Annotated in this window: 20 protein-coding genes and 1 pseudogene; 13 read left to right on the forward strand and 8 right to left on the reverse strand. The window is 73.9% G+C overall.

Translation table 11 applies throughout. From position 1 onward, the window contains the following. Positions 1-26 precede the first annotated feature (26 nt). On the forward strand, positions 27-1,523 hold the full coding sequence (locus OHA99_RS30035; protein WP_153180654.1) for a cytochrome P450: 1,497 nt from the start codon (positions 27-29) through the stop codon (positions 1,521-1,523). Positions 1,524-1,539: 16 nt separating this feature from the next. On the opposite strand, the gene OHA99_RS30040 is transcribed toward OHA99_RS30035, so the two are convergent. After that, the gene (locus OHA99_RS30040) at positions 1,540-2,490 is read right to left on the reverse strand and encodes an RluA family pseudouridine synthase (RefSeq protein WP_405698388.1); all 951 of its coding nucleotides are present in this window, start codon (positions 2,488-2,490) and stop codon (positions 1,540-1,542) included. Between the two features lie 107 nt (positions 2,491-2,597). Between OHA99_RS30040 and OHA99_RS30045 the strand changes: the two genes are divergently transcribed. Then, on the forward strand, positions 2,598-3,179 hold the full coding sequence (locus OHA99_RS30045; RefSeq protein ID WP_164385366.1) for a GNAT family N-acetyltransferase: 582 nt from the start codon (positions 2,598-2,600) through the stop codon (positions 3,177-3,179). A gap of 35 nt (positions 3,180-3,214) precedes the next feature. Here the strand turns inward: OHA99_RS30045 and OHA99_RS30050 are convergent, their stop codons facing one another. Continuing rightward, entirely contained in the window at positions 3,215-4,057 is an 843-nt protein-coding gene (locus tag OHA99_RS30050; RefSeq protein ID WP_366473213.1) for a siderophore-interacting protein, read from the reverse strand. Positions 4,058-4,162: 105 nt separating this feature from the next. Then, complete coding sequence (locus tag OHA99_RS30055; RefSeq protein ID WP_205616850.1) at positions 4,163-5,068, reverse strand: 5'-3' exonuclease; 906 nt, start codon at positions 5,066-5,068, stop codon at positions 4,163-4,165. Between the two features lie 194 nt (positions 5,069-5,262). Here OHA99_RS30055 and OHA99_RS30060 point away from each other — a divergent pair, with 194 nt between their 5' ends. The 4 genes from OHA99_RS30060 (at position 5,263) to OHA99_RS30075 (ending at position 10,712) form a co-directional block, all read left to right on the forward strand. Beyond that, entirely contained in the window at positions 5,263-6,393 is a 1,131-nt protein-coding gene (locus OHA99_RS30060; RefSeq protein WP_007447805.1) for a glycine betaine/L-proline ABC transporter ATP-binding protein, read from the forward strand. Continuing rightward, entirely contained in the window at positions 6,386-9,004 is a 2,619-nt protein-coding gene (locus OHA99_RS30065) for an ABC transporter permease/substrate binding protein (RefSeq protein WP_405698389.1), read from the forward strand. Before OHA99_RS30060 ends, OHA99_RS30065 begins: the two co-directional genes overlap by 8 nt. A 408-nt stretch (positions 9,005-9,412) precedes the next feature. Beyond that, positions 9,413-9,982, forward strand: coding sequence for a helix-turn-helix domain-containing protein (locus OHA99_RS30070; RefSeq protein ID WP_153180659.1), 570 nt, complete (start codon positions 9,413-9,415; stop codon positions 9,980-9,982). Positions 9,983-9,992: 10 nt separating this feature from the next. Continuing rightward, entirely contained in the window at positions 9,993-10,712 is a 720-nt protein-coding gene (locus tag OHA99_RS30075; protein WP_405698390.1) for a helical backbone metal receptor, read from the forward strand. Here OHA99_RS30075 and OHA99_RS30080 read toward each other — a convergent pair. Next, positions 10,639-11,820 carry a TDT family transporter gene (locus tag OHA99_RS30080; RefSeq protein ID WP_405698391.1) on the reverse strand — a complete coding sequence of 394 codons (1,182 nt, stop codon included), beginning with the start codon at positions 11,818-11,820 and terminating at the stop codon, positions 10,639-10,641. The two genes, OHA99_RS30075 and OHA99_RS30080, sit on opposite strands and share 74 nt — an antisense overlap. Before the next feature lie 70 nt (positions 11,821-11,890). Here OHA99_RS30080 and OHA99_RS30085 point away from each other — a divergent pair, with 70 nt between their 5' ends. After that, positions 11,891-12,889: a LysR family transcriptional regulator gene (locus tag OHA99_RS30085; protein ID WP_405698392.1), complete on the forward strand. Its 999-nt coding sequence runs from the start codon at positions 11,891-11,893 to the stop codon at positions 12,887-12,889. A 354-nt stretch (positions 12,890-13,243) separates the two neighbouring features. On the opposite strand, the gene OHA99_RS30090 is transcribed toward OHA99_RS30085, so the two are convergent. Both OHA99_RS30090 and OHA99_RS30095 read right to left on the reverse strand, forming a co-directional pair. Then, on the reverse strand, positions 13,244-13,939 hold the full coding sequence (locus OHA99_RS30090) for a gamma-glutamyl-gamma-aminobutyrate hydrolase family protein (protein WP_405698393.1): 696 nt from the start codon (positions 13,937-13,939) through the stop codon (positions 13,244-13,246). 92 nt (positions 13,940-14,031) lie between these two features. Further along, positions 14,032-14,775: a FadR/GntR family transcriptional regulator gene (locus OHA99_RS30095; RefSeq protein ID WP_381500988.1), complete on the reverse strand. Its 744-nt coding sequence runs from the start codon at positions 14,773-14,775 to the stop codon at positions 14,032-14,034. A 74-nt stretch (positions 14,776-14,849) separates the two neighbouring features. Here OHA99_RS30095 and glnA4 point away from each other — a divergent pair, with 74 nt between their 5' ends. The 4 genes and pseudogenes from glnA4 to OHA99_RS30115 all read left to right on the forward strand — a co-directional run bounded on the left by glnA4 (position 14,850) and on the right by OHA99_RS30115 (position 19,473). Next, positions 14,850-16,214 carry a gamma-glutamylethanolamide synthetase GlnA4 gene (glnA4, locus tag OHA99_RS30100; RefSeq protein ID WP_381500990.1) on the forward strand — a complete coding sequence of 455 codons (1,365 nt, stop codon included), beginning with the start codon at positions 14,850-14,852 and terminating at the stop codon, positions 16,212-16,214. A 17-nt stretch (positions 16,215-16,231) separates the two neighbouring features. After that, positions 16,232-17,634, forward strand: a pseudogene (locus tag OHA99_RS30105) (aldehyde dehydrogenase family protein). After that, positions 17,631-18,413 carry a 3-oxoacyl-ACP reductase gene (locus tag OHA99_RS30110; RefSeq protein ID WP_153180665.1) on the forward strand — a complete coding sequence of 261 codons (783 nt, stop codon included), beginning with the start codon at positions 17,631-17,633 and terminating at the stop codon, positions 18,411-18,413. Before OHA99_RS30105 ends, OHA99_RS30110 begins: the two are co-directional and overlap by 4 nt. A 37-nt stretch (positions 18,414-18,450) precedes the next feature. Then, positions 18,451-19,473, forward strand: coding sequence for a DUF2510 domain-containing protein (locus tag OHA99_RS30115; RefSeq protein ID WP_405699019.1), 1,023 nt, complete (start codon positions 18,451-18,453; stop codon positions 19,471-19,473). Positions 19,474-19,495: 22 nt separating this feature from the next. Here OHA99_RS30115 and OHA99_RS30120 read toward each other — a convergent pair whose 3' ends face one another. Further along, positions 19,496-20,698, reverse strand: a complete 1,203-nt coding sequence (locus OHA99_RS30120; RefSeq protein WP_153180666.1) for an amino acid deaminase/aldolase — start codon at positions 20,696-20,698, stop codon at positions 19,496-19,498. Positions 20,699-22,147: 1,449 nt separating this feature from the next. On the opposite strand from OHA99_RS30120, the gene OHA99_RS30125 reads away from it, so the two are divergent. Both OHA99_RS30125 and mycP read left to right on the forward strand, forming a co-directional pair. Next, on the forward strand, positions 22,148-23,263 hold the full coding sequence (locus OHA99_RS30125) for a hypothetical protein (protein WP_405698394.1): 1,116 nt from the start codon (positions 22,148-22,150) through the stop codon (positions 23,261-23,263). Beyond that, positions 23,260-24,441 carry a type VII secretion-associated serine protease mycosin gene (mycP, locus tag OHA99_RS30130; RefSeq protein ID WP_282881114.1) on the forward strand — a complete coding sequence of 394 codons (1,182 nt, stop codon included), beginning with the start codon at positions 23,260-23,262 and terminating at the stop codon, positions 24,439-24,441. Before OHA99_RS30125 ends, mycP begins: the two co-directional genes overlap by 4 nt. Before the next feature lie 16 nt (positions 24,442-24,457). Here mycP and OHA99_RS30135 read toward each other — a convergent pair whose 3' ends face one another. Next, the gene (locus OHA99_RS30135) at positions 24,458-25,210 is read right to left on the reverse strand and encodes a serine hydrolase (RefSeq protein ID WP_405698395.1); all 753 of its coding nucleotides are present in this window, start codon (positions 25,208-25,210) and stop codon (positions 24,458-24,460) included. Positions 25,211-25,215 lie beyond the last annotated feature (5 nt).

Below are 25,215 nucleotides of genomic sequence, written 5' to 3' on the forward strand. Positions count from 1 at the left end.
CACCCCTTTTGTTGCGGAGCGACACTGTGACGCCTGAACGCCACTCCCCGACCGGAACGGGCGAACCCCTGCTCGAACCACCCCCCGGCTGCCCCGCGCACGGCCTCGGGCCGGGCGGACTGCACCGGCTGCACGAGGCGGACGACCTGGAGGAGCTCTACGAGAAGCTGCGCGAGCGGCACGGGCCGGTGGCGCCCGCACTGCTCCACGACGACGTACCCATGTGGGTGGTCCTCGGGCACGCCGAGAACCTGCACATGGTCAGCACCCCCTCCCAGTTCTGCCGCGACAGCCGGATCTGGACCCCGCTCAACGAGGGCACGGTCAAGCCGGACCACCCGCTGATGCCGCACATCGCCTGGCAGCCCATCTGCTCCCACGCCGAGGGCGACGAGCACAAACGGCTGCGCGGCGCGGTCACCAGCGCCATGTCCGACCTCGACTTCCGGGAGCTGCGCCGGCACATCAAGCGCTACACCCAGCGCGTCGTCAACCGGTTCAGCGAGGAGGGCCGCGCCGACCTCGTCAGCCAGTTCGCCGAGCACCTGCCGATGGGCGTGATGTGCCATCTGCTCGGCATGCCCGAGGAGTACAACGACCGGCTGGTGGAGGCGGCCCGCGACACCCTCAAGGGCACCGACACGGCGATCGCCAGCCACGCCTACGTCATGGAGGCACTGGGACGGCTCACCGCCGCCCGCCGCGCCGACCCGGCCGACGACATCGCCGGACGTCTCGTCACCCACCCGGCGGGACTCAGCGACGACGAGGTCCGCGAACACCTGCGGGTGGTCCTGCTGGCCGCCTACGAGGCGACCGTCAACCTGATCGCCAACGTGATGCGCGTCGTCCTCACCGACCCGGGCTTCCGCGCCCAGCTCAGCGGCGGCCAGATGACGGTGCCCCAGGCGGTCGAGCAGTCCCTGTGGGACGAGCCGCCGTTCAGCACCGTCTTCGCCTACTTCGCCAAGCAGGAGACGGAACTCGGCGGCCAGCGCATCCGCGCCGGCGACGGCCTGCTGCTCGGCATCGCGCCGGGCAACGTCGATCCGCGCATCCGCCCGGACCTGAGCGCGGACATGATGGGCAACCGCGCCCACCTCGCCTTCGGCGGCGGCCCGCACGAATGCCCCGGGCAGGACATCGGCCGCGCCATCGCCGACGCCGGCATCGACGCGCTGCTGATGCGGCTGCCCGACATCCAGCTCGACTGCGACGAGGACGAACTGCGGTGGCGGTCGTCCATCGCGTCGCGGCACCTGGTGGAACTGCCGGTGCGGTTCGAGCCCCGGGCACAGCAGGACATCAGGCAGCAGCCCAGCCACGCCCCCGCCCCCGAGCGGCGCGCCCCGTGGCACGTCGGCATGCCGAAGCCGGAACAGCGGACCCAGCCGCAACCGCCGTCCCACCCGCCGCAGCCCGTGTCGGTGGCGGCCGCCGCGCCCCAGCAGGCGCCGGCCCCGGAGACCGGCCGGCCCCGCGGTGCCTGGCAGCGGTTGCTGCGCTGGTGGCGCGGCTACTGACGGCCGGACCGGTCCGCTACGCCGCCCAGTCCTCGTACGCCGACCAGGCGCCGAGCGACCGGCCGGTGCGGAAACGGTGCTCGCGCCCCGTGACCGGGTCGGTGAACGCCAGCTCCCGCGCGAGCAGTTGCAGCGGGCGCCGGAAGTCACCGGCCGGCACGGGGGCGGCCACCTCGGGATACAGGGGGTCGCCGAGGATCGGCACGCCGAGCGCGCTCATGTGCACGCGCAGCTGATGGGTCTGGCCGGTGCGGGGGACCAGCCGGTACCGGCCGAGTCCGCGGTCCGGCCTGCGGGCGATCAGCTCGACACGGGTCACCGCGTTCGGCTCGCCGTCCACCTCACGGGCGGCGAGCACCCCGCGCTCCTTGAGGATCCGGCTGCGCACCGTCCGGGGCAGCGCGAGCGAGGGGTCGTACGGCGCGACCGCCTCGTACTCCTTGCCCACCCGCCGGTCGGCGAACAGCCGCTGGTACGCGCCGCGTTCCTCCGGGCGCACGGTGAACAGGACCAGCCCCGCCGTGAGCCGGTCGAGCCGGTGCGCGGCGCCCAGTGCCGGGACGTCCAGTTCCTGGCGCAGCCGTGCCAGCGCGGTCTGGGTGACGTGGCCGCCGCGCGGGGTGGTGGCCAGGAAGTGCGGCTTGTCCACGACGACGATGTGCTCGTCGCGGTACACGACCTCCAGCGGGAAGGGCACCGGCACCTCGGCGGGCAGCTCGCGGTGGAACCACACGGACATGCCCGGCTCGTACGGCGCGTCGCCCGCCACGGGGCGCCCGTCGGCCCCGACGAACGACCCGGCGTCGAACATGCCGTCCACCACACCGGGGCCCGCGCCCGACAGCCGCTCCCTCAGATGCTCGCGCACCGTGGACCACGGCCCGTCGGCGGGCAGCCGCACCCGCACCGCGTCGATGCCGTCGCGCTGCGGCAGGGGCGAGGGCGGGGGAGGCGTACGGCGTCTCATCACCTGCCAGCGTACGAGGCGGCGCCCCGCGGCGGGGGGCCGAGTCGTCCGGGCGGGCCCGGAAAACCGCTGGGCCGCCGGCCGCCGCCGTTGGCAGGATGCCGCCCATGCCCTATCTGACCCGCCCGGTCCTCGCCGCCGGCACCCTTTCCCGCACCCCGCAACCCACCCTCCCCTCCGGCGACGGGCTGCTGCTGCGCCCGTGGCGCACCGAGGACGCCCCCGCCGTGCACGCGGCCTTCCAGGACCCGGTGATGCACCAGTGGCACGCCCGGGCCGCCGACTCCGAGGAGGAGGTGCGGGGCTGGATCGCCGAGTGGCAGCAGGCGTGGGAGCGGGAGCGCAACGTCCAGTGGGCGGTCGCCGACGCGGCCGACGACCGGCTGCTCGGCCGGGTCGCCCTGCGGCAGGTGCTGCTCGGCGACGGGGTGGCGGAGGTCGCCTACTGGACGACGGCGGGCGCCCGCGGCCGAGGCGTCGCCGCGCGGGCCACGGGCACCCTAGCCCGCTGGGCCCTGGACGAGATCGGCTTCCAGCGCCTGGAGCTCTCCCACGCGGTGGCCAACGCGGCCTCGTGCCGCGTGGCGCAGAAGTCCGGCTTCGCCCTGGAGGGCACCAAGCGCAGCGCCCTGCTCCACCCGGACGGCTGGCACGACATGCACCTGCACGCGCGCGTGCGCGGAGACTGACGGGTGCCCGCCGTCGCGGGCCGGACCGGGGGGCGTTACGCCGCCGTGGGGCCCTCCTGCTCGGCCTCGACGCGGGCGTTCCACTCGCGCTTGGAGGCCTGCCAGCCGTCCTCGTTGTGACCGAGCCGCCAGTAGCCGGAGATCGACAGGTCCTCGCGGGGGATCTCGCGCTCCACGCGCAGGTACCGGCGCAGTTCCTTCACGCAGGCCGCCTCGCCGTGGACGAACGCGTGCAGCCTGCCCTCGGGGAACTCCAGCGCGCGCACGGCCTCGACCAGGGCCTGCCCGACCGGGCGTCCCGCGCGGTGCAGCCAGACGACCTCCACGTCGGAGTCGATCTTCTGCTCCTCCTCGGGCCCGTCGACCTCGACGAAGGCGAACGCGCGGGCGCCGTCGGGCAGCGCCTCCAGGGAGCGGGCGATCGCGGGCAGCGCGCTCTCGTCACCGGCGAGCAGGTGCCAGTCGGCGGCGGGGTCGGGGGCGTAGGCGCCGCCGGGGCCCATGAAGTGGATCGTCTCGCCCGGCCGCACCCGCTTCGACCAGGGCCCGGCGAGCCCCTCGTCGCCGTGGACGACGAAGTCCAGCGTCATCTCCCGGTGCTCGGCGTCCCAGTGGCGGACGGTGTACGTCCGGGTCACCGGCCACTGCTCGCGGGGAAAGTCCTCGCGGATCCGCTCCATGTCGAAGGGCTCCGGGTAGGTCGCGCCCCCGGAGGGGAAGAGCAGCTTCACGTAGTGGTCGGTGCAGGTGTCCGCCGAGAACGCGGCCAGTCCCTCGCCGCCGAGCACCACACGCTGCATGTGCGGGGTCAGCCGCTCGGTGCGGACGACCTGCGCGGTGTGCGGCTTGCGCGGCTTGCGTGCCGGACGGTCTGCCATGACGGCCTCCCTGTTCCCTGCGTGCGATTCCCCGAGTTAGGTATGCCTAAGCTAGCATCCCGGTCCTGCGCGACGCTCGAGGAACGGGTGCCCACGCCGCACGGTTCAGACGGTGAGCGTGGTCAGCAGCCGTTGCAGTGATCCGCCGAGCCCCCAGCGGGCGGCCAGCGCGTCCAGCGCCCCGGGGTCGCGCGGGCCGCGGGGCAGCGCGGTGCCGGTGTCCGGCAGCGGGACGTCGCCCGCCACCCGTACGACCTTCGGGGCGACCGCGAGATACGGTCCGGCCTCGGTGAGCCGCTTGCGCTGCGAGGGCGTGAGCTTCGCCTTCGGGTCGTCGACGGCGGCCCGGATCCCGGCCAGGTCACCGAACTCGGCGAGCAGCTTGGCGGCCGTCTTCTCGCCGATGCCGGGCACGCCCGGCAGGCCGTCGCTGGGGTCGCCCCGCAGCAGCGCCAGATCGGCGTAGCCGCTCCCGTCGACGCCGTACTTCTCGCGCAGCGCGGCCTCGTCGACGAGGTTGAGCGTGCCGACGCCCTTGACCGGGTAGAGCACGCGCACCCCGCGGGCGTCGTCGACGAGCTGGTAGAGGTCCCGGTCGCCGGTGACGATGTCGACCGGCCCGGCGGCCCGCGCGGTGTAGGTGCCGATGACGTCGTCCGCCTCGTACCCGGGCACGCCCACGCGGGCGATGCCCAGCGCGTCGAGTACGGCCTCGATGACCGGCACCTGCGGGGACAGCGTGTCGGGCACCTCCTCCTCGTCGGGGCCCGCCGGGCGCTCCTCGGCCACCCGGTGCGCCTTGTAGGAGGGGATCAGCTCCACCCGCCAGTGCGGGCGCCAGTCGGCGTCCATGCAGGCCACCAGGTGGTCGGGGCGGTGGTCCTTCACCAGGCGATCGATGAAGTCCAGCAGGCCGCGCACGGCGTTCACCGGCGTGCCGTCGGGTGCCTTCACCGAGTCCGGTACACCGAAGTAGGCGCGGAAGTAGAGGGAAGCGGTGTCGAGAAGCATCAGTCGTCCGGTCACGCCTCGCAATCATGCCGCAGGTCGTGTGCGCGGACGAGGGAGGACGTGTGAACTGGCTCACTTGAATGTTTGGCGTATAAGCATCGGGGCAGGCGCGCAGCCGGGCCGAAGCTGGTTGATGCATTCAACTGTCAGGGGAGCTTTGGGCCCTGCCCCTGCCCCCGACCCAAGAGGTAAGCGTGTCAGCCAGACTAGAGGCCGAGAACCTGTACAAGGTCTTCGGCAGGAAACCGGACCAGGCGGTCGAACGACTGCGCCAGGGGGACGTCCGCAAGGACCAGGGAGAGGTCCGGGAGGACCAGAAGGACATCCGCGAGGAACTGCGCGCCGACGGCACCACCGCCGCCGTCATCGACGCCTCCTTCACCGTGGAGCCCGGTGAGATCTTCGTGGTCATGGGACTGTCCGGATCAGGCAAGTCCACGCTGCTGCGCATGCTCAACGGTCTGTCGGAGCCGACCGCCGGGCACGTCCGCTTCGGGGGCCAGGACCTCACCGAGCTCAGCGACCGCGAGCTGCGCATGGTCCGTTCCATGAAGATCAGCATGGTCTTCCAGCACTTCGCGCTCTTCCCTCACCGCAGCGTCCGTGACAACGCTGCCTACGGTCTTGAAGTGCAGGGCGTGCCCCGCGCCGAGCGCGAACGCCGCGCCGACGAGGCGCTCGCCCTGTGCGGCCTGGCCGGCTGGGAGAAGTCCTGGCCGGACGAGCTGTCCGGCGGCATGCAGCAGCGCGTCGGCCTGGCCCGCGCGCTCGCCACCGACGCCGACCTGCTGCTGATGGACGAGTCCTTCAGTGCCCTCGACCCGCTGATCCGCCGCGACATGCAGGACCAGCTGCTCGACCTGCAGAAGACCCTGAAGAAGACCATCGTCTTCATCACCCACGACCTCAACGAGGCCATGCGCCTGGGCGACCGCATCGCCGTCATGCGGGACGGCCGGATCGTGCAGATAGGCACCGCGCAGGACATCCTGATACGTCCCGCCAACGACTACGTCGCCTCCTTCACCAAGGACGTCGACCGCTCCCGCGTGCTGACCGCCGGCGCCGTCATGGAGACCGACGTGCGCGGCGACGAGGCCGACTGCGACTGCGAGACCGCCACGCCCGACACGCCGTTCTCGGAGCTGTGCGCCATCAGCGCCCGCGTGCCCCACGCGGTGGCGGTGCTCGACGGCGAGCGCCGGCTCGTCGGCGTCGTCCCGGCCCAGCGCCTCATCGGCTTCCTCGGCGACGAGGACGTCGAACCCGGCGTCTGCCAGTCCCCGCGGGACAAGGGCGGCAAGAAGGTGATCAGCCGTGCCTAGGATCCCCCTCGGCGACTGGGTCAACAGCAGCGTCGACTGGCTGCTCGACAACGTCTCCTGGCTCTTCACCTTCCTCAAGGACATCTTCACCGGCGCCTACGACGGCATCAACGCCGTCCTCCAGGCCCCCGAGCCGCTGCTGCTCGCCGGCATCTTCGCCGTGATCGCCTTCTGGCTGCGCGGCACCTTCGCGGGCATCCTCTCCTTCGCCGGGTTCGCCTTCATCGACTCCCTCGAACTGTGGGAGAACGCGATGGTCACCCTGGCGCTCCTGCTGGTCGCCACGATCATCGCCCTGGTCGTCGCGGTGCCGGTGGGCATATGGGCGGCACGCTCGGACCGGGTGAGCGCGTTCGTGCGCCCGGTCCTGGACTTCATGCAGACGCTGCCTGCGATGATCTACCTGATCCCCGCGATCCTGTTCTTCGGGACCGGTTCCGCCCCGGGCATCGTGGCGACGCTGATCTTCGCGCTCGCCCCCGGCGTCCGCATGACCGAGCTCGGCATCCGCCAGGTCGACAAGGAACTGGTCGAGGCCGCCGAGGCGTTCGGTACCACGCCGCGCAACACCCTGCTGCGCGTCCAGCTCCCGCTGGCGCTGCCCACGGTGATGGCGGGCGTCAACCAGGTCATCATGCTCGGCCTGTCCATGGCCGCGATCGCCGGCATGGTCGGCACCGGCGGCCTCGGCGGCGACGTCATGGAGTCCATCGGCCAGCTCAACGTCGGCCTCGGTGCCGAGGCCGGTCTCGCCATCGTGATCCTGGCGATCTACCTCGACCGCATGACCAGCGCGCTCGGCACCCACGTCTCCCCGCTGGGCCGCCGCGCCGCCGCCAAGGCGCGCGCCGCCAAGGGCCTGAAGATCTGGTCCTACCGCCCCCAGCCGCAGGTCGCCGTGATCGGCATCGTCATCCTCGGCCTGGTGGCCGGCGGCATGGGCATGTTCGGCGGCAGCTCCGACGACGCCGACACGGCCGGCGGCGGCAAGAACGTCGGCGACGGCAAGAAGGTCTCCATCGGCTACATCCCCTGGGACGAGGGCGTCGCCTCCACGTTCCTGTGGAAGGAGGTCCTCGAACAGCGCGGCTTCGAGGTCGAGGCCAAGCAGTTCGAGGCCGGCCCGCTCTACACCGCGCTCGCCCAGGGCAACATCGACTTCCAGACCGACTCCTGGCTGCCGACGACCCACGAGCAGTACTGGAAGAAGTACGGCAAGCAGCTCGAGGACCTCGGCTCCTGGTACGACGAGACCTCGCTGGAGCTGACCGTCCCGGCGTACATGAAGGACATCAACTCCCTCGAGGACCTCAAGGGCAAGGCCGACCTCTTCGGCGGCAAGATCACCGGCATCGAGCCCAGCGCCGGTGAGATGAACCTGCTCAAGACCAAGGTGCTCAAGGAGTACGGCCTCGACAAGGAATACAAGGTCGTCGACAGCTCCACGCCGGCGATGCTGGCCGAGCTGAAGCGGGCCTACAGCAAGCAGGAACCGATCGTCACCACGCTGTGGTCCCCGCACTGGGCGTACAACGACTACGACCTGAAGAAGCTGAAGGACCCCAAGGGCGCCTGGGGCAAGGGCGATGGCGTGCACACGCTGTCCCGCAAGGGCTTCTCGGACGACAACCCCGTCGTCACCCAGTGGCTCAAGGACTTCTCCATGACGGAGAAGCAGCTCACCAGCCTCGAGGCCGAGATCAACAAGGCCGGCAAGGGGCAGCAGCAGGAGGCCGTCCGCACCTGGCTCAAGGCCAACCCGGGCGTCGTCGACAAGCTCGCCCCGGTCGAGAACGCCTCCGGCGGCACCCCCGCCGAGGCCGAGCGCGCCCTCGACGTGGCCTGGTTCCCGTGGGAGGAGGACGTCGCCGTCACCTACCTGTGGAAGAACGTCCTCGAGCGCCGCGGCTACAAGATGAACCTGAAGCAGATGGACGTCGGCCCGGTCTACACCGGCCTGGCCTCCGGCGGCATCGACCTCAACTTCGACGCCTGGCTGCCCTACGCCCAGAGCAACTACTGGAACAAGCACAAGGACAACCTCGTCGACCTCGGCACCTGGTACGAGCCGACCTCCCTGGAGATCGCCGTCCCCTCGTACGTGAAGGACGTCAAGTCCCTCGCGGACCTCAAGGGCAAGAGCGACCTCTTCGACGGGAGGATCATCGGCATCGAGCCCGGCACCGGTGAGATGCAGCTGCTGAAGAACGAGGTCCTGCCGGGCTACGGCCTCGAGGACGAGTACAAGGTCGTCGACGGCTCCACGCCCGCCATGCTGGCCGAGCTCAAGCGCGCCCTCGCCAAGAAGGAGCCGGTCGCGGTCACCCTGTGGTCGCCGCACTGGGCCTACAGCGACTACGAGCTGACCAAGCTGAAGGACCCGAAGAAGGCCTTCGGCGAGGGCAACACGATCCGCACCATCTCCAGCAAGAAGTTCCCCGAGCAGTACCCGCAGCTCACGAAGTGGATCAAGAACTTCAAGATGAGCGAGGACGAGCTGGGCAGCCTGGAGGCCGAGATCAAGGACCGCGGCCAGGGCCAGGAGGAGGAAGCAGTCGCCGCCTGGCTGAAGGAGCACCCGGACATGGTCGGCCGGATGACCCCGCAGTAGCGCACACTCCGCGACGGTCACCCCGAGGGGCGGGTCCGGCGGCATCTCCCCGAGACGCCGCCGGACCCGCCCCTCGGGTCGTTCCCGGCCCGGACACGGTAGGAATTCGGCCAACCACGGAGCGCCAACCCCCGGCCTGAGCAGCCCTCGGCCGGAGTGCGAGCGGCTGGCGGGAACATGGAAGGCGGCCCACGCCTTGAACGGGTAGGGCGTGCGCGACGGCGCGCGGACCGGCCCGTCGATGGCGAGAACTGTGAGGTCGCGGCCACCGCACCGTGACATCGATGTGACGGCCGCATGAAACGGTTTGCCGAACATGCGTAGGGTGCAGAGAACTCATCAGGAGGAAGGCGCCCCGCACGGGACGCGGTGACGGTACGACGACGGGTGAAGGAGGGAGCCGGAGCGATGGGCGACCACAAAGATCAGCACCTCCGGGTGGGCGCGGCCGTACGGCGGCGGCGCCGCGACCTCGAACTCACCCTCGCCGTGGTGGCCGAGCGCAGCGGCCTGTCCGTGCCCTTCCTGAGCCAGATCGAGAACGACCGGGCGCGGCCCAGCCAGAGCTCCCTGGAGAAGGTGGCCGACGCCCTGCGCACCACCGCCGTGGAACTGCTCGCCGCCGCCGACCCCGCGTGCAGCGTGGACGTGGTCCGCGCCGAGGACCACGACCCCGATTTGGCGCCCAAGGTGCGCTCGCTGGTGCGCGGGCACCACCAGATGCACGCCTCCGAGTTCACCGGCGACCACGACGCCGGCCGGGAACTGCAGTACCGCAACGACCAGTTGATGTACGTCACCGAGGGCGCCGTGGAGATCGAGGCCGAGGGCCGCGCCTACCGGCTCGGACGGGGCGACACCCTGTACCTCACCGGCGGGGTGCGGCACCGCTGGCGGGCCACGGTGCCCGACACCCGGCTGATCGTCGTCGCCGTCGCCGAGCACATCGAGGCGGTCCGGGAAGGACCCCGCCGGTGAGGGCGCCCCGGTGAGGGTGGTCTCGCTGGTGCCGTCGCTGACCGAGGCGGTGGCCCGTACGGTGCCGGGCGCCCTGGTCGGCGCGACCGACTGGTGCACCCACCCGGCCGGTCTCGACGTCGTACGCGTGGGCGGCACCAAGAACCCGAAGACCGACCGGATCCTCTCCCTGGCCCCCGACCTGGTGATCGCCAACGAGGAGGAGAACCGCGCCCCCGACCTCGACGCCCTGCGCGCGGCGGGCGCCGAGGTGCTGGTGACCGAGGTGCGCACCGTCCCGCAGGCCTTCACCGAGCTGGACCGGACGCTCACCGCCTGCGGTGCGCCCTCCCGGCCCCGCTGGCTGGACGAGGCGGAGGTCGCCTGGACCGGCCCGCCCGTCTTGGAGCGGCGTGCCACGGCCGTCGTGCCGGTCTGGCGCAGGCCCTGGATGGTGCTGGGCCGGGACACCTTCGCGGGCGACGTCCTGGCCCGCCTCGGCGTCGACCACCTGTACGCAACGCACCCCGAGCGCTACCCGAGGATCCCGGTGGACGAGCTGAGGGCGGCCCGCCCGGACGTCGTGGTCCTGCCGGACGAGCCGTACCGCTTCACCGCCGACGACGGCCCCGAGGCCTTCCCCGGCCTGTCCTGCGCCCTCGTCGACGGGCGATACCTCACGTGGTACGGGCCGTCACTGGCCGTGGCGCCCCGGGTGCTGGCCGCGGCTCTGCGAGCAGCGCACCGCTGAGCAGGCCCCGCGCGGTCCGCACGGCGGCCACGGCCCAGGCGGCGACGAGGAGGACGTACAGGGCGACGGTGAGCCCGTCGTAGGCGACGAGCCCGGTCTCGCGGGCCAGCGCCCCGGCGCCGGTGACACAGGTGCCCACCGGGAAGGTGAACGACCACCACGTCATCGAGAAGCCCATGCCCGCCCGGCGGGCCCGGACGACGTGGGCGGCGGCGAGGGCCAGCCACATCAGCGCGAAGCCCATGACGGGCACCCCGTACAGCACGGCGAAGACCGCGAAGCCCTCGGCGTACGGCCCCGGCACGATGCCCGGCGCCACGTCCGCGAACTTCCCCACGGCGGTCGTCGACTGCCCGAGCGGCCCCAGGACGAGGAAGAGCGACGGGGTGAGCGCGAGCGGCAGCGGTCCCCCGGTGAGCAGCCGGCCGAAGATCACCGGCAGCGTCACGAGGGTCGCGAACAGACTCATCCCGAACATCGCGACACAGGCGAGCAGCAGCGTCTCGCGTGGCTGTCCCGGCGGCAGGTGCGGCACCAGCAGCGGGCCGACGGCCGCGGACACCATCGGCGCGACGAGCGGCAGCAGCCAGACCGGGCCGGCCGAGCCGGGCTCGATGCGGTGGCGTACGGCCATCAGGTACGGCACGGCGACCGCCGCAGCGAGCCCGATCACGGTGCCGGCGGTGAACAGCACGGTGTCCACGGCGACCGCGGCCGGGGTGCCGATCCAGTCCCGGCCGAGAGTCAGGGCACCGCCGCCGACCGCCAGCAGGGCCATCGACAGACAGCCGTAGAACGGGGCCGCGGCCGGGTCGAGGAGATGGGCGCGGGCCTGGTCGCGGTGGTGCAGCCAGTGCAGGGAGCGGGCGGCCAGCAGGACCGCCAGCAGGACCAGGGACAGGGCCCAGACCCCGGTGCAGACGGCGCGCAGACCCGGCACGTGCCCGGGCAGCGTGGCACCCGCCGTGCCGACGATGGCGGTCCCCATGACGCAGGCGTACCAGTTGGGTCCGAGATGGCGGACGGCCGGTACCCGCCGGACGGCCGGGCCGACGGTGGGGGACGCGGGGGCAGGGGAAGGTGAGCGGGGCGGGGCTGCGGTGACCATGACTCCACGGTCCCGGCCGGGGAAATCCCTGACCAGGGACCACATACCTATCAGGGCATAAGCTGGGGTTATGAGCAGAAGCGCGGGGAGCGGGGCGGAGAGCGGCTCGGACGGCGGTGTGGGCGGCGGTGTGGGGGGCACGCAGGGCGCGCACGACGACCGGGGACGGTCCGTGACGGGCTCGCTGGCGCACCGGGTGCCCGACCTCGGGGCGATGGAGCTGCTGCTGGCGGTGGCGCGTCTGGGCAGCCTCGGCGGTGCGGCGCGTGAACTGGGCATCACCCAGCCGGCCGCCAGCAGCCGCATCCGCTCGATGGAACGGCAGCTCGGCGTCGCCCTGGTGGACCGCTCGCCGCGCGGCTCCCGGCTCACCGACGCGGGCGCACTGGTCACGGACTGGGCGCGGCGGATCGTGGAGGCCGCCGAGGCGTTCGACGCGGGTGCGCAGGCGCTGCGGGACCGGCGGGACTCGCGACTCCGGGTCGCCGCGAGCATGACGATCGCCGAGTACCTGTTGCCGGGCTGGCTGGTCGCGCTGCGCGCCCAGTTGCCGGACACCGCGGTGTCACTGCTCGCGGGCAACTCGGCGGCGGTCGCGGAACGCCTGCTGGCCGACGACGCCGACCTCGGCTTCGTCGAGGGGGTGAGCGTGCCGACCGGCCTCGACTCCGCGGTCATCGGCCACGACCGGCTCATCGTCGTCACCGCGCCGGGCCACCCCTGGGCCCGCCGCAGGCACCCGCTGGCGGCGGCGGAACTGGCGGCGACCCCGCTGATCCTGCGCGAGGAGGGCTCGGGCACCCGGCAGGTCCTGGACGCGGCGCTGGGCGGTCTGGCCCGCCCCCTGATCGAGCTGTCCTCGACCACGGCGGTGAAGGCGGCCGCGGTGGGCGGCGCCGGGCCCTCCGTCCTCAGCGAACTGGCCGTCGGCGAGGAACTGACCACCCGGCGCCTGGTACGCGTCCCGGTGGCGGACGTCGTCCTGGCCCGCGACCTGCGAGCGGTCTGGCCCACCGGCCACCGTCCCACCGGTCCGGCCCGCCGACTGCTGTCCCTGACGAGGGCGTAGGCGCGCGGACGGGGGCGGTTCTGCCCGCGCTTGTCCGTATCGCGTCCCGTGCGGCCGGAGGGCGGTCCTCCGGTGCCGTCCACCGAGTGGCCGACGGCAACCACGCCGGTGCCGGGCCGGTCCGCCGTCCGGGCGTGGTCCGCCCGGTCCGGCCCGCGACCCGCCTCGCCGTCCCGGCGGAGCAGGCAGCCGTCGTGGGTGCGGTGCGGTGCGGTGCGGTGCCGGGTCCTGGCCGGCGGTGGTGTGGCCGACCGTCCGCCGCCGCCCCACGCCTCCGGCCTTCCCGACGAGAGTGCGGACCTTCGGGACGAGGATGCGGATACGACGAGGGTGCGGATACGCCGTCGGCCCCGCTCAAGCCGCTCGCGCCGCGTCCACCAGGGCCCGCATCACGCGGTCGTCGTCGCCCATTTCCGGGTGCCACTGCACGCCGAGGGTCCAGCCTCCGGAGTCGGGGGGCAGTTCCACGGCTTCCACGGTGCCGTCGGCCGCGTGGGCGGAGGCGATCAGGGCGGTGCCGAGCCGGTCCACCGCCTGGTGGTGGTACGTCGGCACGAACGTCTCCTCCGGCACGGCACCGGCGTACCGCGTCCCCGGCACCGGCCGGACCAGGTGGCCGCCGAACACGCCCACCGCCTCGGCGTGCCCCTCGATGTGCTGGACCAGGGTGCCGCCCAGGGCGACGTTGAGCAGCTGCATGCCCCGGCAGACGCCCAGCAGCGGGACGCGCGCGGCCAGGGCCGCCTCGATGAGCGCCAGTTCCCAGGTGTCCCTGGCCCGGGCGGGAGGGCCGGTGCGCGGGTCGGGCTCGGCGCCGTAACGGACCGGCTCCACGTCCGGGCCGCCCGCGATCACCAGCCCGTCGACGCGGGCGACGGCCGCCGCGGCGTGCTCGGGCTCGTCCGGCGGGAGCATCGCGGCCAGACCGCCCGCCCGCCGCACCAGCCGCGGATACCCGGCGGGCAACAGCACCGCCTCCAGCTCCCACACGCCCCAGCGCGCCGAGGACTCCAGATACGTGCTGACACCGATCAGCGGCCTGTCCGCCATCCGCCCTCCAGAAGATTCGGACCGGGTAATGGGCTGTGTCCACACCTTTGCCGTCCACACCTTTGCCGCAGCGCGCCGCCACGGCAAGGCGTTCACGTCAGAAACCCGCGCAGCAGCGCCGCCGTCCCCGCGCAGTGCTCCCGGGCGATCTCCCGCGCCCCGTCCGCGTCCCCGTCGAGCACCGCCTCCACCAGCGCGCCGTGCTGACGCTGGGAGTGCTCCAGGTTCCGCACCAGCAGCGGGATGCAGTCCAGCAGATCGTTGAGGGTGGCCCGGACGGCCGCGTACTGCGCCGCCAGCGCCGGTGAGCCGCACAGCTCCGCGAGGGTGAGGTGCAGCATCGTGTCCAGCCGCCGGTACTGCGCCAGCGGCGCGTCGCGCGTACCCGCCAGCGCCTCCCGCAGCCGCGCCGCCCCCGCTTCCGGCAGCCCGTGTGCCGCGCACAGTCCGGCCGCCCCCGACTCCAGGACCTCCCGGAACCGCAGCACGTCCTCGATGTCGACCCCGGCCACCCGGCGCCGCAGCTCGTCCTCGCCGCCCGCGCCGGCGCGCGGCAGCACGAAGGTTCCGCCGTACCGGCCGCGCCGCGCCTCCACCAGCCCCTGGTCCTGGAGCACCCGCAGCACCTCGCGCAGCGTCACCCGGCTGATCCCCAGCCGCTCCGCCAGCTCCCGCTCGGCCGGCAGCCGCTCGCCCGCCGCGACCAGGCCCAGCCTGACGATTTGGAGGATCTGCTCCAGCGCCTCCTCGAAGCCGTTGCCGGCGCGCACCGGGCGCAGCACCGGCGCCAGCCGGTCCGTCACGCTCCCGGCACGTCCGGCGGATTCCTCCCGCACGCGGCCGCGCCCCCTTCCCAACCAAAGGTTCCCGGCAATACCTTATGGCTCCCGGCCAGAAGGAGGCTCCCCCCGTGGCAGACCGCACACCCCCGCTCGGGGTCGAGGAACTGCACGCCCTCGTCGCCGCCGGTGACATCGACACCGTCGTCCTCGCCTTCCCCGACATGCAGGGCCGCCTCCAGGGCAAGCGGTTCGCCGCCCGCTTCTTCCTCGACGAGGTCCTGGCCCACGGCACCGAGGGCTGCAACTACCTCCTCGCGGTGGACGCCGACATGAACACCGTCGACGGCTACGCCATGTCCTCCTGGGACCGCGGCTACGGCGACTTCGCCCTGCACACCGACGTCGCCACCCTGCGCCGGCTGCCCTGGAACGAGGGCACCGCCCTGGCCGTCGCCGACCTCGCCTGGGAGGACGGCTCCCCGGTGCTCGCCGCGCCCCGGCAGATCCTGCGCCGCCAGCTGGAGCGGCTCGCCGGACACGGGTACACCGCCCAGGCCGGCACCGAGCTGGAGTTCATCGTCTTCCGGGACACCTACGAGCACGCCTGGGACGCGAACTACCGCGGCCTCACCCCGGCCAACCAGTACAACGTCGACTACTCCGTCCTCGGCACCGGCCGCGTCGAACCCCTGCTGCGCCGCATCCGCAACGAGATGGCCGGCGCCGGCCTCACCGTCGAGTCCGCCAAGGGCGAGTGCAACCCCGGCCAGCACGAGATCGCCTTCCGCTACGACGAGGCCCTGGTCACCTGCGACCAGCACGCCGTCTACAAGACCGGCGCCAAGGAGATCGCCGCCCAGGAGGGCATGTCCCTCACCTTCATGGCCAAGTACAACGAGCTGGAGGGCAACTCCTGCCACGTCCACCTCTCGCTCGCCGGAGCCGACGGCGACAGCGTCATGGCCGGTGACCGCGAAGGCGGCATGTCCGACGTCATGCGGCACTTCCTCGCCGGGCAACTCGTGGCGCTGCGGGAGTTCTCCCTCCTCTACGCCCCGCACATCAACTCCTACAAGCGCTTCCAGCCCGGCTCCTTCGCCCCGACCGCGGTCGCCTGGGGACACGACAACCGCACCTGTGCCCTGCGCGTCGTCGGCCACGGCCGCTCGCTGCGCTTCGAGAACCGGCTCCCCGGCGGCGACGTCAACCCCTACCTCGCGGTGGCCGGCATGGTCGCCGCCGGACTGCACGGCGTCGAGCAGCGGCTGGAACTCCCCGAGCCCTGCCCGGGCAACGCGTACGCCGCCGACTACGAGCACGTCCCCACCACCCTGCGCGAGGCCGCCGAACTGTGGGAGAACAGCACCCTCGCCAAGGAAGCCTTCGGGGACGAGGTCGTCGCCCACTACCGCAACATGGCGCGCGTCGAACTGGACGCCTTCGACGCCGCCGTCACCGACTGGGAACTGCGCCGCTCCTTCGAACGCATGTGAGGCACCGGTTGTCCGAGTTGTCAGAGGAACTCCCCGACGAGCTACGGGTACTCAACCCCGCCACCGAAGAGGTCGTCGCCACCGTCCCCGCCCCACCGCGGCCGACGTGGACGCCGCCGTCGCACGCGCCGCGCGGGCGCAGACCGCCTGGGCCGCCCTCGCCCCCGGCGACCGGGCCCGGCTGCTGCGCCGCTTCGCCGTCACCGTCGACGAGCACCTCGAGGAGCTGGCCCGCCTGGAGGTCCGCCAGGCCGGGCACCTCCTCGGCAACGCCCGCTGGGAGGCCGGCAACGTCCGCGACCTGCTCGACTACGCCGCCGGGGGAGTGGAGCGGCTCACCGGGCGCCAGATCCCGGTCGCCGGCGGCCTGGACGTCACGCTCCTCGAACCGCTCGGCGTCGTCGGTGTCATCGCCCCCTGGAACTTTCCGATGCCCATCGCGGCCTGGGCCACCGCACCGGCGCTCGCGGCGGGCAACGCGGTCCTCCTCAAGCCCGCCGAGACGACCCCGCTCACCGCGCTGCGCCTGGCCGAACTCGCTTTGGCGGCGGGCCTGCCCGAGGGCCTGTTCCAGGTGCTGCCCGGGCACGGGCCGGTCGCGGGGGACGCGCTCGTCGAGCACCCGGGCGTCGCCAAGATCGTCTTCACCGGTTCCACCGCCGTGGGCCGGCAGGTGGCCGCCAAGGGCGCGGCGCTCCTCAAACCCGTCACCCTCGAACTCGGCGGCAAGAGCCCCAACATCGTCTTCGCCGACGCGGACCTCGAGGCCGCCGCGGCCGCCACGCCCATGTCCTTCCTGGACAACGCGGGCCAGGACTGCTGCGCCCGCACCCGCATCCTCGTCCAGCGGTCCGTGCACGACCGCTTCCTCGCCCTCCTCGCCCCCGCGATCGAGGCCGTCCGCGTCGGCGACCCGGCCGACGAGAGCACCGGGATGGGCCCGCTGATCTCCCGCGCCCAGCTGGACCGCGTCCGCTCCTACGTCCCGGACGACGCAGCCGGCATCCGCGGCAAGGCCCCCGAGGGCGGCCCCGGGTACTGGTTCCCGCCGACCGTGCTCACCGGCGTCGACGCGCACGCGCGCGTGGCCGTCGAGGAGGTCTTCGGACCCGTCGCCGTCGTCCTGCCCTTCGAGGACGAGGCCGACGCGATCCGCCTGGCCAACGCCACCGACTACGGCCTGTCCGGCTCGCTGTGGACCCGGGACGTCGGCCGCGCCCTGCGCGTGTCGGGCGCGGTCCGCGCCGGGAACCTGTCCGTCAACTCGCACGCGAGCGTCCGCTACTGGACGCCGTTCGGCGGGTTCAAGCAGTCCGGCCTCGGCCGCGAACTCGGCCCGGACGCGCTGACCGCGTTCACCGAGACCAAGAACGTCTTCATCAGCACCACCTCGTCGAGCACGGAGGACCCCGCACAGTGAGCGAAGACATCGTCTGCCGCAGGCTCGTCGGCCGTACCGCCGTCGTCACCGGAGCCGGCAGCGGCATCGGCCTCGCCACCGTCCGCCGGCTGGCCTCCGAGGGCGCCCACGTCGTCTGCGGCGACGTGGACGAGACCCGGGGCAAGGCCGCGGCCGAGGAGACCGGCGGGACCTTCGTCAAGGCCGACGTCACCGACGCCGATCAGGTCGAGGCGCTGTTCGCGGCGGCGTACGACACCTGCGGCAGCGTCGACGTGGCGTTCAACAACGCCGGCATCTCGCCGCCCGACGACGACTCCATCCTGGAGACCGGCCTGGAGGCGTGGCGGCGCGTCCAGGAGGTCAACCTCACCTCCGTCTACCTGTGCTGCAAGGCCGCCATCCCGTACATGCGGCGCCAGGGCCGGGGCTCCATCATCAACACCGCGTCCTTCGTGGCCCGGATGGGCGCGGCCACCTCGCAGATCTCGTACACCGCCTCCAAGGGCGGCGTCCTCGCCATGTCCCGGGAACTGGGCGTGCAGTTCGCGCGGGAGGGCATCCGCGTCAACGCGCTGTGCCCCGGGCCGGTCAACACCCCGCTCCTCCAGGAGCTGTTCGCCAAGGACCCGGAGCGGGCCGCGCGCCGCCTCGTCCACATCCCCCTCGGACGGTTCGCCGAGGCCGAGGAGATCGCCGCCGCCGTCGCCTTCCTGGCCAGCGACGACTCCTCCTTCGTCAACGCCACCGACTTCCTCGTGGACGGCGGGATCTCGGGGGCGTACGTCACACCGCTGTAGAACACCGCGCGCGGCGTCCTACAGTGCCGGGATGAGCATGACGCCCCCGCCCGGCTGGTACCGCGACCCGTCGGGCCCGCACCTGGAACGCTGGTGGGACGGCACGGCTTGGACGGAGCACCGGCGCGCCCCCGAGCCGACCGGGTACGGGCCGGCCGTGGGCCGGGCCCCGGCGCAGGAGCCGGTGCACTGTCAGGCGCAGCCCGGCCAGGCGGCGACCGTGCCGCTGTCGACCGGAGCGGAAGCCGGAGCCGGAGCCGGAAGCGGACCTGGCGGCGGACCCGGCGGCGGACGCGGAAAGGCCCTCGCGCTGACCGCCGCCGCGGCCGTACTGGTCGCCGCGATCGTCACCGGCGTGTTCGTGCTGGGCCAGGACGACGGCAGCCCGCGGACGCAGACCCCGCCGGGCACGGCGACCGCCACCGACCCCTCGCCGGTGAACGACCCGCCCTCCCCCTCACCGACCGCCTCCGAACCCTCCGCCGACGACCCGGCCGTGGTCGAGGACCAGCTCAACGGCATCACCTTCCCGCTGCCGGACGGCTGGGTCCTGCCCAAGTACGTCGCCCAGGACGACGTCATGATGACGACGGACGGCACCTACGACTGCCCCGCCGACGGCAGCGTGTGCCGGCACGGCCTCGTCGTCTCCCGCACCGTCACGGCGACCGCCGAGACCTCCCCGAAGGCCCTCGCGCGGCAGGACATCGAGGACGCGGCCGACGACGCCTACGACGAGGACCTGATCGGCAACAAGCCCTTCGGCGGCATCGAGTCCCACCAGGAGGTGGCGTCCGGCCCCGTCGCGGTCGCCGGACGCGCCGGGTACTACGTGCGCTGGCGGGTGAAGACCGCCGAGGGGCCCGGCGGCTACGTGCAGTCGATGGTGTTCCCCTCCACCGTAGGCACCGAGTCCCCGATCCTCGTCCGCTACGTCTTCGACGCCGGCGAGGACGGTCCGCCCCTGACCGACATGGACACGATCACCAAGGGCATCCGGCCCGTCGGCGACGCGGACACCGGAGGCGGCGTGGGCAGCGGCATCGGCCCGACGGACTGACCCCGCCCCCGGGGCGCCCGCGTCACAGGAAGGTGTGCCCCTCGCCCCGGTACGTCGGCACCGTCGCCGTCACCGCGTCCCCCTCCACCAGGTGCAGCGCGTCGAACCGCTCGCACAGCTCACCGGCCTTGGCGTGCCGGAACCACACCTTGTCGCCGATGAGCAGATCGTCGGCGGGGGAGCCCAGCAGCGGCGTCTGCACCTCGCCGGCGCCCTCCTGGGGGTCGTAGCGCAGCCCCTCGGGCAGGTACGGCACCGGCAGCCGGTCGGCGCCGGCCGCGCCCGAGGCCGGGTAGCCGCCGCCGAGCACGGTCACGGACCCGACCCCCGGCCGCCGTACGACGGGCTGCGCGAACAGCGCCGCGGGACGGCCGCGGAACGACGTGTAGTTGTCGAACAGCCGCGGCACGTACAACCCGGAACCGGCCGCGATCTCGGTGACCGCGTCCTCCGCGGCGGTGTGCTGCACGCTGCCCGTGCCGCCGCCGTTGACGAACTCCAGACCGGGCACCACGGCCCGGACGGCCCGTACCACCGCGGCCCGCCGCTCGGCGAGTTCCCGGCGGGCGGCGGCCTGCATCAGCCGCACGGCGCGCGACCGGAACGGATGCCCCGCCACCGCGTCCCCGACCCCGGCGACATGCCCCTCGTACGCCATGATGCCGACGACCTCGAATCCCGGCCGGCGGGCCACCGCGCGGGCCAGGCCGGCGACGTCGGCGGGGGAGTGCAGCGGCGAGCGCCGGGCCCCGACCCGCACCCGGCCCCCGAGCAGCCGCAGTGAGGTGTCCAACTCCAGGCAGACCCGCACGACTTCCCGGCCGCCGTCACGCGCAGCGTCCACCAGGTCCAGCTGCGCCGGGTCGTCGACCATCACGGTCACGGCGGAGGCGAGCTTGGGATCTGCCGTCAGCTCTGCGTACCCGGCGCGGTCCGCCGACGGATAGGCGAGCAGCACGTCCTCGAAACCGGAGCGCGCCAGCCACAGCGACTCGGCCAGCGTGAACGACATGACGCCCGCGAAACCGTCCCTGGCCAGGGCCCGTTCCAGCAACGCGCGACAGCGTACGGACTTGCTGGCGACCCGGATCGGCTTGCCGCCGGCGCGGCGGACCAGGTCGTCCGCGTTGGCGTCGAAGGCCTCCAGGTCCACGATCGCCACGGGGGCGTCCAGATGGGCGGTGGCCCGGTCGTAACGGGCCCGGTCGGCGGCGCGTGCGGTCATGACGGCAGCCTGCCAGACAGGATTACCGCAGGGTAGGGGGACGATCCGGGCCAATGCCACGGGCGTGCGGACTGGTTCCCCCTCCGGCGGGGTCACGCCGTAGAGTGACGCGCACGCACGGCGGACCCGACCCCGGCGGCCGGGCCCCGGAGCCCGCGCCGGGATGGTGGTCCTCCCGAGCGGGTATGCGTGCCCGGGACGGAGCGTTCCGCGCCGGGCCGGGGCAGGAGACCACGGTCGGGACCGAGGTCTCCGGTCCGTGTCGGAGCAACGGGCCGGGCCCGAGGAAACGGGGGGTGCATGAGCACGGAAGCGCGCCGCGCCTCCCTCCCCCCGCACCCCGGGACCCCACCCCGCCCGGAGACCCCACCCCGCCCGGAGACTCCGCCCCGCGTCGGGACTTCTCCCCGGCCGGAGACTTCGCCCCGCGTCGGGACTTCCCCCCGGTCGGAGACGTCGCCCCGCGTCGGGACTTCCCCCCGGCCGGAGACGTCGCCCCGCGTCGAGACCTCCCTTCGCCCCGGGGTGCCGTCACGCCCTGGTACCCCGCCCCGCCGGGAGCCCGGGCCGGAGGCGGGCCCCGCAGCCGGTGCCGGTGCCGATACTGGTGCCGCCGCCCGTCCGGCGGCCTCGTTCGGCCCGCAGACGCCGCCGCGTTCGGGCACCCCGCCCCGCCCCGAGACGCCGCCCCGCCCGGAGTCCGGGCCGGGTCCTACGGCGAGTGCCGATGCCGGTGCCCGTCCGGCGGCCTCGTTCGGCCCGCAGACGCCGCCGCGTTCGGGCACCCCGCCCCGCCCCGAGACGCCGCCCCGCCCGGAGTCCGGGCCGGGTCCTACGGCGAGTGCCGATGCCGGTGCCCGTCCGGCGGCCTCGTTCGGCCCGCAGACGCCGCCGCGTTCGGGCACCCCGCCCCGCCCCGAGACGCCGCCCCGCCCGGAGTCCGGGCCGGGTCCTACGGCGAGTGCCGATGCCGGTGCCCGTCCGGCGGCCTCGTTCGGCCCGCAGACGCCGCCGCGTTCGGGCACCCCGCCCCGCCCCGAGACGCCGCCCCGCCCGGAGTCCGGGCCGGGTCCTACGGCGAGTGCCGATGCCGGTGCCCGTCCGGCGGCCTCGTCCGGCCCGCAGGCGGCGCCGCGTCCGGGCACGCCGCCCCGTATCGGTACGCCGCCCCGCCTCGGTGTCCCGCCCCACCCCGGCGTTCCGCCCCACCCGGGCAAGGCACCGGCGCGGCGCGCCGGTGAGCCGGAGGCCGCGCACCCCGACGCGCGTGGGCACCAGACCGAAGCGGCCTCCTCGACCACTCCGGCGCGGCGTACGGGCGGCACGGACGGGCCCGTCCCCCCGGACGACCGCCGGGACGGCACCTCCGGCGGCTCCGAGGGGCCCGGCGTCCGGCCGCGGCACCCGCGTTTCCGGCTCGGCGACCCCCGGTCCGGCGACCCCGCGCCCGTGCCGCCCCGGGCCTCCGCCCGCTTCCCCGACACCGCGCCGACCGTCGGCCGTGACGCCCCGCGCGGCACCGGGGTACCGCAGGCGCCGCCCCACCGTCCCGGCGCGCCCGCGGAGACACCGACGGAGACGACCACACGCCTGCGCCCGATCCCGGCGGACACGGAGGAGGACCCGGAACCGCGACCGGCGGCCCGAACGGAACTCCCCCCGCCACGACCGGCCTCCGCCGCCCCCGACCCCGCCTTCTCCTGGAGCCCCCCGGACCACCCCGCGCCCCCGGCCGACGTGCGGCCCCGGGTCTCCTTCGGCGAGCCCGAGGGGTACGACGCGCTGGCCCGGCCCCGTCCGCTCGGCGGGCGTCCCCGCCGCCCCCAGGTCGTCGCCGCGGCCGTCTGCCTCGTGCTCGGGGTGGGACTCCTCACCGGTGCCGTCACGGGCAGCTGGCTCGCCGGGGACTCCGGGGAGGACGGCGCGCGCAGCGCGTACACCGAGGCGGGGGAGCTGTGGCACAGCGTGCCCGTCGACCAGCTCTTCCCGCCCACCGTCCAGGGCAGGGGCGCGGGCCCCGGCGGCGCCGACCGCACCTGGACGCGGGTGGCGGTCGCCCCGGACGGCGACTGCGCGGGCGCCTTCGACCGACTGCTCGCCAAGGTCTTCGAACCGGTCGGCTGCGCGCGCCTGCTGCGCGCCACCTACACCGACGCCACCCAGAGCCACGTCACCACCGTCGGCCTGCTCTTCACCAAGGCCGACGCCGCCGCCATGACCTCGCTGGCGGGCCGGTTCGAGAAGGAGGGCCTCGGCAGGCGGTCCGACCTCATGCCCCTGCCGTACGCGGCGAAGGACACCGTCGCCGAGGACTTCACAGCGGCCCAGCGGGCCTCGTGGACCGTCTCCGTCCTCACCGACGCCCCCGTCGTCGTCTACGCCGTCTCCGGCTGGGCCGACGGCCGTACCGTCGACGAGCCCGAACCGGCCGAGGAGGCCACCGAGTCCGGCGCCACGTCGGCACCCGCCCAGGCCGGCCTCGGCCACGAGGCGCAGGGCCTCGCCGACCGCGTCGAACGCGCCCTGCGCAAGAACGTCGGCACGCCCACGGAGCACCCGTCGTGACCCCCGCAGACATCCGCCGCAGGACCGGCGCCCTGAGCCTCCTCCTCGCCGCCGCCCTCGTCCTCGTCCCGGCGCCCGCCGCGCACGCCGACGGCATCCGCGCCCAGCAGTGGGCCCTGGACGCCATGCACACCCAGGAGGCGTGGCGCACCACCAAGGGCGCGGGCGTCACCGTCGCCGTCCTGGACACCGGCGTCGAGGCCGATCACCCCGACCTGGCCGGCAACGTCCTCACCGGCAAGGACCTGGTCGGCTTCGGCGCGAGCGAGGGCGACCGGTCCTGGGCCCGGCACGGCACCGCCATGGCCGGAATCATCGCCGGTCACGGACACGGCACCGGCAACGCCGAGGGCGTCATGGGCATCGCGCCGGAGGCCAGGATCCTCCCCCTGCGGGTGATCCTGGAGGACGGCGACCCCTCCCGCGCCAAGGCCCGCAAGACCCGCGGCAACGCGCTGGCCGAGGGCATCCGCTGGGCCGCCGACCACGGCGCCGACATCATCAACCTCTCCCTCGGCGACGACTCCGCCTCCGCCCACCCCGAACCGGCGGAGGACGAGGCCATCCAGTACGCCCTGAAGAAGGGCGTGATCGTCGTCGCCTCGGCCGGCAACGGCGGCGAGAAGGGCGACCACATCTCCTACCCCGCCGCCTACCCGGGCGTGATCGCCGCGACCGCCGTCGACCGCTACGGCACCCGCGCCTCCTTCTCCACCCGCCGCTGGTACGCCACGGTCAGCGCCCCCGGCGTCGACGTGATCATCGCCGACCCCGACCACCGCTACTACGAGGGCTGGGGCACCAGCGCCGCCTCCGCCTTCGTCTCCGGGGCCGCGGCCCTCGTGAAGGCCGCCCACCCGGACCTCACCCCGGCCCAGGTCAAGGCCCTCCTGGAGGACACCGCCCGCAACGCCCCGGCCGAGGGTCGCGACGACTCCCGCGGCTTCGGCTTCGTCGACCCGGCCGCCGCCATCGAGGCGGCCGCACGACTGAAGCCCGAGGGCCTGAAGGCGGCGGCGTACGGCGACGAGTACTTCGGCCCGGGACCCGACGCCCCCGCCTCCGGCGACGGCACCTCGGCCTGGGCCGCCCCGCTGGCCGGCGGCGCGGGCGGCGTGCTGGTGGTCGCGGCCGTGGTCCTGTGGCGCGGCCGCCGCGAACGCCCCGACGGCTTCTGACCGCCCGGATCCGCCCTCAGGCGGCGTCGTCCGCGAACACGGACACCGCCGCCCGTGCCGCCGCCTCGGTCAGCGCGATCCCCTCCGCCCGCCTACCGCTGCCCCGCGAGACCACCGCCACCAGACGGCCGCGGCCACCGGTCTCCACCCGCCCGATGCTGTTGACGACCCACAGCCCGGTGGTGCTGCGCCGCAGCCAGCCGTTCTTCAGCGCCCACCCGGAGTCACCCGCCCCGCCGGTCCTGTCGGCCGCCGCCGACACGCCCCACCGCTGACCGTCGGCGATCCGCTCCATCAGCCCCCGCACATACGCCCGTGAGGCCTCGTTCAGCACGGACCCGTCCGCCACGAACACCTGCCGCAGCAGCCTGACCTGATCGTCGGCGGTGGTCCGGGTCAGGCCCCACAGCGGACCCTCGCCCCCCGCGGTGCCGGTCAGCCCGAAACGTTCGTTCGCGGCGTCCAGTCCCTCCGCCGTCCCGATCGCCCGCCACAGCGCCGACGCCGAGTCGTTGTCGCTGTCCTCGATCATCGCCGTGGCGCGGGACCGCTCCGACGCGGTGAGCGAACGCCCCACGTCCTGCGCCCGGAGCAGCAGCGCCGCCAGGATGTCGACCTTGACGATGCTCGCCGTGTCGAAGGCGCCGGTGCCGTGGCGGGCGCCCTCGCCCGACTCCGGGTCCAGCACCGCCACCGAGACCTCGACGCCGTCCGGCACCGCCACCGACGCCATCGCCGCGGCCAGCCGGGCGTCACCGTGCATGTGCATCCCGA

The organism is Streptomyces coelicoflavus (assembly GCF_045041415.1).
Lineage (GTDB): Bacteria > Actinomycetota > Actinomycetes > Streptomycetales > Streptomycetaceae > Streptomyces > Streptomyces coelicoflavus.